The sequence below is a fragment of the Streptomyces sp. MB09-02B genome (assembly GCF_033794485.1).
Classification (GTDB): domain Bacteria; phylum Actinomycetota; class Actinomycetes; order Streptomycetales; family Streptomycetaceae; genus Streptomyces.
Window position 1 is genome coordinate 1 of sequence record NZ_JARGEE010000426.1, and the last position, 7,246, is coordinate 7,246.

The window sequence follows — 7,246 nt, forward strand, 5'->3', positions numbered from 1 at the left end:
TCCGCGATCTGGCCCGGCCCCGACCCGACCCCCTGACCCACGTCGGCGAACGGCCCGTACAGCCCCGAACACGACCGCACCCGGCCCGTCACACCGCCGTGCGAGACGGCGGTATACGGACCGGGTGCGGACGAGAGAGGCCGGTTCAGGCCTTCTTGGTCTCCCAGAAGATCTTGTCGATCTGGGCGATGTAGTCCAGAGCCTTCTGGCCCGTAGCCGGGTCGGTCGAGCCCTTGGCGGCCGAGAGGGCCTTGAGGGTGTCGTTGACCAGCTGGTGCAGCTCCGGGTACTTCTCGAAGTGCGGGGGCTTGAAGTAGTCGCTCCAGAGGACCGACACATGGTGCTTGGCGAGCTCGGCGCGCTGCTCCTTGATGACGGTCGCGCGAGCCTGGAAGTGCGCGTCGTCGTTGGCGGCCATCTTCTCCTGCACGGCCTTCACCGACTCCGCCTCGATGCGGGCCTGGGCCGGGTCGTACACACCGCAGGGCAGGTCGCAGTGGGCGCTGACCTTGACCTTGGGGGCAAACAGGCGGGAAAGCATGGAGCATTCCTTCCTCGTGATCGTCTTCTCAGGTGGGAGATTACTCCCTGCGAGAGAGGTTTTCGCGAGTGCCCCCATGGGCTTAGGACAAAAGTCCGGGGTCAGACTGGGACTGGTGGAGCACTGGAGAGGAACGGACCGGGGAGGTGCCGGGTGATGCCGGAGCCGTCGCAGGAGAGCGAGCGGGACAGGGCCCTCCTGCCCTTCGGGGTGGCCGAGGTCACGGGGCCCTCCATGGTTCCGACGCTGCGCCACGGGGACCAACTGCTCGTCCACTACGGGGCACGCCTGCGGGTCGGTGACGTGCTCGTGCTGCGCCACCCCTTCCAGCAGGACCTGCTCGTCGTGAAGCGGATCGCCGAGCGGCGCGACGGTGGTTGGTGGGTCCTCGGGGACAACGCCTACGCGGGCGGGGACAGCACGGACTACGGGGTCGTCCCCGATGAACTGGTCCTGGGGAAGGTGCGGTTCCGGTATCGGCCCAGGCCCGAGGGTCAGCGTTCGCCGTTCGCGCTCGCCCGCTGGGCGTTCTCGGCGGCCCGGCCCGTGTTCGGCGACCGGTCCGCCTCCAGGCGTTTGCGGGCCCGGTAGGCCGCCACGTTGGCGCGGGTCGCGCAGCGGTCCGAGCAGTAGCGGCGGGAGCGGTTGGTGGAGGTGTCGAGGTAGGCGTTGCGGCAGGGCGCGGCCTCGCACAGGCCGAGCCGGTCCACGCCGTACTCGGTGAGGTGGAAGGCCAGGCCCATCGCGGCGATGGCGGCATAGCCCGCCGTCGCGTTGGACGGGTGGTCCGCCAGGTGCATGTGCCACAGCGGGCGGCCGTCGTCGTCCCGGAAGTCGTGCCCCGAGATCTGCGGGCTCACCGGGAATTCGAGCAGCAACGAGTTCAACAGGTCCACGGCCAGGGTCTCGTCGCCGTCGTTCGCGGCCTCGAAGACCGAGCGCAGCCGGGCCCGCACCGACCGGAACCGGGTGACGTCGGCGTCCGTCGCCCGCCGGGCCGCCTGCCGGCTGGGTCCGAAGAGATCGCGGACGGCCTCGACCGAGGTGAGCGTGTCCTTGCCCCGGGCCGGTTCCTCGGTGTTGACGAGGCGTACGGCGTAGTCCGAGTAATGGGCCAGTTCCACTTGTAGTCCTTACGGGGGCGCTCTAATGTCGTGGTGCGGGTCAAGTAATGGCTGCTCTTGCTTACAGGGTATTACGCGGTAGCCGGAAGAAGCGGTACAAGCGGTACACCGAGGAAGGGGACCTCATGACCACCACGGCAGGAACCGACTGGCAGGCCTGGCAGGAGAGCTGGGACCGGCAGCAGGAGCTGTATCTGCCGGACCGTGAGGAGCGGTTCCGGGTGATGCTTGACATGGTCGAGGCCTTCACCGGCCCCGAGCCCCGCGTTCTCGACCTCGCCTGCGGTACGGGTTCCATCACGTCCAGGCTGCTCACGCGGTTCCCGAAGGCCGTCAGCACCGGTGTGGACCTCGACCCGGCCCTCCTCGCCATCGCCGAGGGCACGTTCGAGGGTGACCCGCGGGTCACCTTCGTCACCGCCGACCTCACCGACCCCGACTGGCCGGCCCGGCTGCCGTACGACTCGTACGACGCCGTCCTGACGGCCACAGCCCTGCACTGGCTGCACAGCGAACCCCTCGCCGCCCTCTACGGTCAGGTCGCGGAACTTCTCCGCGACGGCGGTGTCTTCATGAACGCGGACCACATGATCGACCAGTCGACGCCCCGGATCAACGCGGCGGAGCGCGCGCACCGGCACGCGGGTATGGAACAAGCCAAGGCGGACGGTGTCCTCGACTGGGCCGCGTGGTGGCAGCTCGCCGCCCAGGACCCCGTGCTCGCCGCGCCGACGGCCCGCCGGTTCGAGATCTACGGTGAGCACGCCGACGGCGACTTCCACAGCGTCGACTGGCACGCCCGGGTCCTGCGCGAGCAGGGCTTCGCCGAGGCCCGCGCGGTGTGGTGCTCGCCCTCGGACTCGATGGTGCTGGCGGTGAAGTGACCGAGCCGGCCGGCCCGTGGCATGAGTGAGGGCCGGCCCGTGACACGAGTGAGGGGCGGTACGGGATGTCCGTACCGCCCCTCGTCCGTCCGTCCGCTCGTCCGCTCGTGTGTCCGGTCGGTCAGAGGACCTTGGACAGGAACGACTGCGTCCGCTCTTCCTGCGGGTTCGTCAGCACGTCACGGGGGTTGCCGGACTCGACCACCACACCGCCGTCCATGAAGACCAGGCTGTCGCCGACCTCGCGGGCGAAGCCCATCTCGTGGGTGACGACGACCATCGTCATCCCGGACTCGGCCAGGTCGCGCATGACGTCGAGGACGTCGCCCACCAGCTCCGGGTCGAGCGCCGAGGTCGGCTCGTCGAAGAGCATCAGCTTCGGCTCCATGGCCAGGGCCCGGGCGATGGCCACGCGCTGCTGCTGGCCGCCGGAGAGCTGCGAGGGGTAGTTGCCCGCCTTGTCGCCGAGGCCGACGCGCTCCAGCAGCTCATGGGCGCGCTCACGGGCCTGGCCCCTGCCGACGCCCTTGACCTGGATCGGCGCCTCCATGACGTTCTCCGCGGCCGTCATGTGCGGGAACAGGTTGAAGCGCTGGAACACCATGCCGATGTCACGCCGCTTGAGCGCGACCTCGCTGTCCTTGAGCTCGTACAGCTTGTCGCCCTTCTGGCGGTAGCCGACCAGCTCGCCGTCGACGTACAGCCGCCCGGCGTTGATCTTCTCCAGGTGGTTGATGCACCTGAGGAACGTGCTCTTGCCGGAGCCGGACGGACCGATGAGGCAGAACACCTCGCCCGTCTGCACCTCCAGATCGATGCCCTTGAGGACCTCGACGGGGCCGAACGACTTGTGGATGCCCTCGGCCTTCACCATGGCGGTCATGCCGAGACTCCCTTCGGACGGCGCACCGGCAGCACGGCCGTCTTGAAACGCTGCATCGGTGTCGGCGGCAGGGACCGGGAGGACCCCTTCGCGTAGTGCCGCTCCAGGTAGTACTGCCCGACGCTGAAGATGCTGGTCAGGATCAGGTACCAGGCGGCGGCGAGGAACAGCATCTCCACCGTGGAACCGGAGCCCTGGCCGATGTCCTGGGCCGCCTTGAGCAGATCCACGTACTGCACCGTCGAGACGAGCGACGTGGTCTTCAGCATGTTGATGACCTCGTTGCCCGTGGGCGGCACGATCACGCGCATCGCCTGCGGGATCACGATCCGGCGCAGCGTCTTGGCGTGGCTCATGCCGAGCGCGTGCGACGCCTCGGTCTGGCCCTCGTCCACCGACAGCAGACCGGCACGGCAGATCTCCGCCATGTACGCGGCCTCGTTGAGGCCGAGGCCGAGCAGCGCCGTCAGCAGCGGCGTCATGAAGGACGACCAGTAGTCCTTGTAGATCGGCCCGAGGTTGATGTACTCGAAGACCAGGCCCAGGTTGAACCAGACGAAGAGCTGGACCAGGACCGGCGTGCCGCGGAAGAACCAGATGTAGAACCACGCCACCGACGAGGTCACCGGGTTCTTGGACAGTCGCATCACGGCGAGCAGGATGCCGCCGACGATGCCGATCACCATGGACAGCACGGTGAGCAGCAGGGTGTTCAGGACGCCTTCGATGATGCGGTCGTCGAAGAAGTAGTCGGGGACCGCACCCCAGTTGATCTTCTTGGCCTGCGCGAAGGCGTAGACGATCGAACCGAGGAGGGCGAGTGCGATGGCCGCGGACACATAGCGCCCCGGGTGCCGGACCGGAACGGCCTTGAGGGCCTCCGGGCCGGCGGGGGGCGTGTCCGAGGGACCGTCCGTCTTGCTGACGTCAACAGTCACGGGTGGAGCCTTTCAGAACCGAGCCGAGAATCAGGAACCGCGGTGATCAGGAGCCGCCGTTGACCTTGGCCTCGGTGACGGCGCCGTCCTCGACGCCCCACTTCTTGATGATCTTCTCGTACTCGCCGTTGTCGATGATCGCCTGGACGGCCGCCTGCAGCGCGTCACGCAGTTCGGTGTTGTCCTTGGCCACGGCGATGCCGTAGGGGCCCGCCTCGACCTGGTCGCCGACGATCTCGAAGTAGTCGCCGCCGCCGGAGGTCTTCACCGAGTACGCGGCCACCGGGTAGTCGGCGGAGACGACGTCCGCGCCCTTGGAGCGCATCCGGGTCTCGGCCTCGGGGTTGGTGGCGAAGTCCTCGATCTTGAGCGCCTCCTTCTTGTTGTCCTTGCACTTCTTCGCCTGGTCCTTGGCGAGGTCGTGCGAGAACGTGTTGCGCTGCACGGCGATCGTCTTGCCGCACAGGTCGTCCCAGGTCTTGATGCCCTGGTCGTCGCCCTTGTTGGTGTAGAGCGAGACACCCGCGGTGAAGTAGTCGACGAAGTCGACGCCGGCGCCGACCTTCTTGCCGGTGTCGGCGTCGATGCCCTCCTGGCGGTCCTTGGTGTCGGTCATGGCCGACATCGCGATGTCGTACCGCTTGGCGGCCAGACCACCGATGAGGGTGTCGAAGGTGGCGTTCTGGAACTTGAACTCCACGCCGAGCTGCTTGCCCATCGCCGCGGCGATGTCGAGGTCGATGCCGACGACCTTGCCGGACTCGTCCTTGTACTCGACCGGGGCGTAGGCGATGTCGGAACCGACGTTGATCACACCCTTGTCCCGGACGGACGCGGGGAGCTTGTCCGCCAGCGGCGCCGCGCTGGTGGAGGCGCTCTCGGAGCCGTTGTCCTTCTTGGTCTGGTCACCGCAGGCGGTGAGCAGCAGGGCGCCCGCGACCGCGATCGCTCCGACCGCGGCTGTACGGGAACGCAGGCCGGTCGTACGACGGGTGGTGCTTGCGGTCATGGTGGGTTCCTCCGGCGGGGGTGGTGTGGAGTTGCCGACAGGTCGACGATTAACACGCGTCTTCGAGTGTGGCGACCTCGTGTGATTACGGCATCTTGCCATTCGGGCATGTGCAATCAGATGACCAGCCATGTCAAAATCGGATAACGGGTGACCCCCGAATGACCTACGAACCGCTGCGGACCGGGCGATCACACCGGACCATGTGCGGGATTCCCTTCCTTCGACCGGAAGATCTTCGGTGCATCTCAGGATGCGGTCGGCTGCGAACTCCGCACACGTGGCCGTAGAGGACTTGTCGTGATGTGGCCCGACTTGTCCCGCCATCCGTCGATGAGTCGAACCAACCATGATCGTCTTCAAATGACCTTCGAGTTGTGACCTTCGAGGTATGAAGACGTATGGACTCGTCGTCGGCGCCGTCCGTCCGGTAAGAAGGTTCCTTACACCCCTCATCCGGGGCCCAGGGCGCGTGTGCGGCGCGCCCGTCGCGTCTGAGCCCGCAGGCGTCGCCGTACGTACCGGTGACCTGGGCCTCACGCGGTGCCCGCCCGCCTCCGAACCGGGAGCGGTCACCCTCAAACCATGCAGACCTAAGGGGTACACAAAGTGGCAGCGGAGATTGTCAATCCTCGCACCGACAACGGCGACGGCAGTACGGGCCAGGAAGGCGGCGGGGAGCCCCTCAATTCCCTCGACTCCTTCGACCCCGCGTTCGCCCTGCACCGCGGCGGCAAGATGGCCGTGCAGGCCACCGTGCCGATCCGGGACAAGGACGACCTGTCCCTCGCCTACACGCCCGGCGTCGCGCGGGTGTGCACCGCCATCGCCGAGCAGCCCGACCTGGTCAACGACTACACCTGGAAGTCGTCGGTCGTCGCCGTCGTGACGGACGGTACGGCGGTCCTCGGCCTCGGCGACATCGGCCCCGAGGCCTCCCTCCCCGTGATGGAGGGCAAGGCGATCCTGTTCAAGCAGTTCGGCGGCGTCGACGCGGTGCCGATCGCGCTCGCCTGCACGGACGTGGACGAGATCATCGAGACCGTGGTCCGCCTCGCCCCCTCCTTCGGCGGCGTGAACCTGGAGGACATCTCCGCCCCCCGCTGCTTCGAGATCGAGAAGCGGCTGCAGGAAGCCCTCGACATCCCCGTCTTCCACGACGACCAGCACGGTACGGCGGTCGTGACGCTGGCGGCGCTGCGGAACGCCGCCCGGCTGACCGGCCGGGGGCTCGGCGACCTGCGCGCGGTGATCTCGGGTGCGGGCGCGGCGGGCGTGGCCATCGCCAAGATGCTGCTGGAGGCCGGTCTCGGCGACGTCGCGGTCACCGACCGCAAGGGCATCGTCTCCGTGGACCGCGAGGACCTCACGCCGGTCAAGCGTGAGCTCGCCGAGCTCACCAACCGGGCCGGCCTGTCGGGTTCCCTGGAGGACGCCCTCGCGGGCGCGGACGTCTTCATCGGCGTCTCCGGCGGTACGGTCCCGGAGGCGGCGGTGGCCTCGATGGCGGAGAACGCGTTCGTCTTCGCCATGGCCAACCCCAACCCCGAGGTGCACCCGGACGTCGCCCACAAGTACGCGGCGGTCGTCGCCACCGGGCGCTCCGACTACCCGAACCAGATCAACAACGTTCTCGCGTTCCCGGGGATCTTCGCGGGGGCCCTTCAGGTGCGGGCCTCCCGGATCACCGAGGGGATGAAGATCGCGGCGGCTGAGGCGTTGGCGTCGGTGGTCGGGGACGATCTTGCGGCGGACTATGTGATTCCGTCGCCGTTCGACGAGCGGGTTGCTCCTGCCGTGACTGCGGCGGTTGCCGCGGCGGCTCGGGCGGAGGGTGTGGCTCGGCGTTGAGCCGTGGGGGTGGTGG

General features: G+C 68.1%; 8 protein-coding genes. 3 read left to right on the plus strand and 5 right to left on the minus strand.

Going from position 1 to position 7,246, the window contains the following annotated elements; translation table 11 throughout:
* Positions 1–145 precede the first annotated feature (145 nt).
* Positions 146–541: a superoxide dismutase, Ni gene (sodN, locus tag P1P70_RS36770; protein ID WP_045558998.1), complete on the minus strand. Its 396-nt coding sequence runs from the start codon at positions 539–541 to the stop codon at positions 146–148.
* 156 nt (positions 542–697) lie between these two features.
* Here sodN and sodX point away from each other — a divergent pair, with 156 nt between their 5' ends.
* Positions 698–1,132 (plus strand): nickel-type superoxide dismutase maturation protease, encoded by a 435-nt coding sequence (gene sodX / locus P1P70_RS36775; protein WP_319245515.1) that lies wholly within the window; start codon positions 698–700, stop codon positions 1,130–1,132.
* On the opposite strand, the gene P1P70_RS36780 is transcribed toward sodX, so the two are convergent.
* A complete protein-coding gene (locus P1P70_RS36780) occupies positions 1,036–1,665 on the minus strand; it encodes a CGNR zinc finger domain-containing protein (protein WP_319245517.1) in 630 nt (209 codons plus the stop codon). The two genes, sodX and P1P70_RS36780, sit on opposite strands and share 97 nt — an antisense overlap.
* Positions 1,666–1,790: 125 nt before the next feature.
* Here P1P70_RS36780 and P1P70_RS36785 point away from each other — a divergent pair, with 125 nt between their 5' ends.
* Positions 1,791–2,549 carry a class I SAM-dependent methyltransferase gene (locus P1P70_RS36785; protein WP_319245519.1) on the plus strand — a complete coding sequence of 253 codons (759 nt, stop codon included), beginning with the start codon at positions 1,791–1,793 and terminating at the stop codon, positions 2,547–2,549.
* A 121-nt stretch (positions 2,550–2,670) separates the two neighbouring features.
* On the opposite strand, the gene P1P70_RS36790 is transcribed toward P1P70_RS36785, so the two are convergent.
* The 3 genes from P1P70_RS36790 to P1P70_RS36800 are packed head-to-tail and all read right to left on the minus strand — an operon-like array spanning position 2,671 to position 5,379.
* Positions 2,671–3,432, minus strand: a complete 762-nt coding sequence (locus P1P70_RS36790) for an amino acid ABC transporter ATP-binding protein (protein WP_319245520.1) — start codon at positions 3,430–3,432, stop codon at positions 2,671–2,673.
* Positions 3,429–4,370 (minus strand): amino acid ABC transporter permease, encoded by a 942-nt coding sequence (locus tag P1P70_RS36795; protein ID WP_319245522.1) that lies wholly within the window; start codon positions 4,368–4,370, stop codon positions 3,429–3,431. The genes P1P70_RS36790 and P1P70_RS36795 overlap by 4 nt, the downstream gene beginning before the upstream one ends.
* Positions 4,371–4,416: 46 nt before the next feature.
* Positions 4,417–5,379: an ABC transporter substrate-binding protein gene (locus P1P70_RS36800; RefSeq protein WP_319245524.1), complete on the minus strand. Its 963-nt coding sequence runs from the start codon at positions 5,377–5,379 to the stop codon at positions 4,417–4,419.
* A 609-nt stretch (positions 5,380–5,988) separates the two neighbouring features.
* Between P1P70_RS36800 and P1P70_RS36805 the strand changes: the two genes are divergently transcribed.
* The gene (locus P1P70_RS36805; RefSeq protein WP_319245525.1) at positions 5,989–7,230 is read left to right on the plus strand and encodes an NADP-dependent malic enzyme; all 1,242 of its coding nucleotides are present in this window, start codon (positions 5,989–5,991) and stop codon (positions 7,228–7,230) included.
* Positions 7,231–7,246 lie beyond the last annotated feature (16 nt).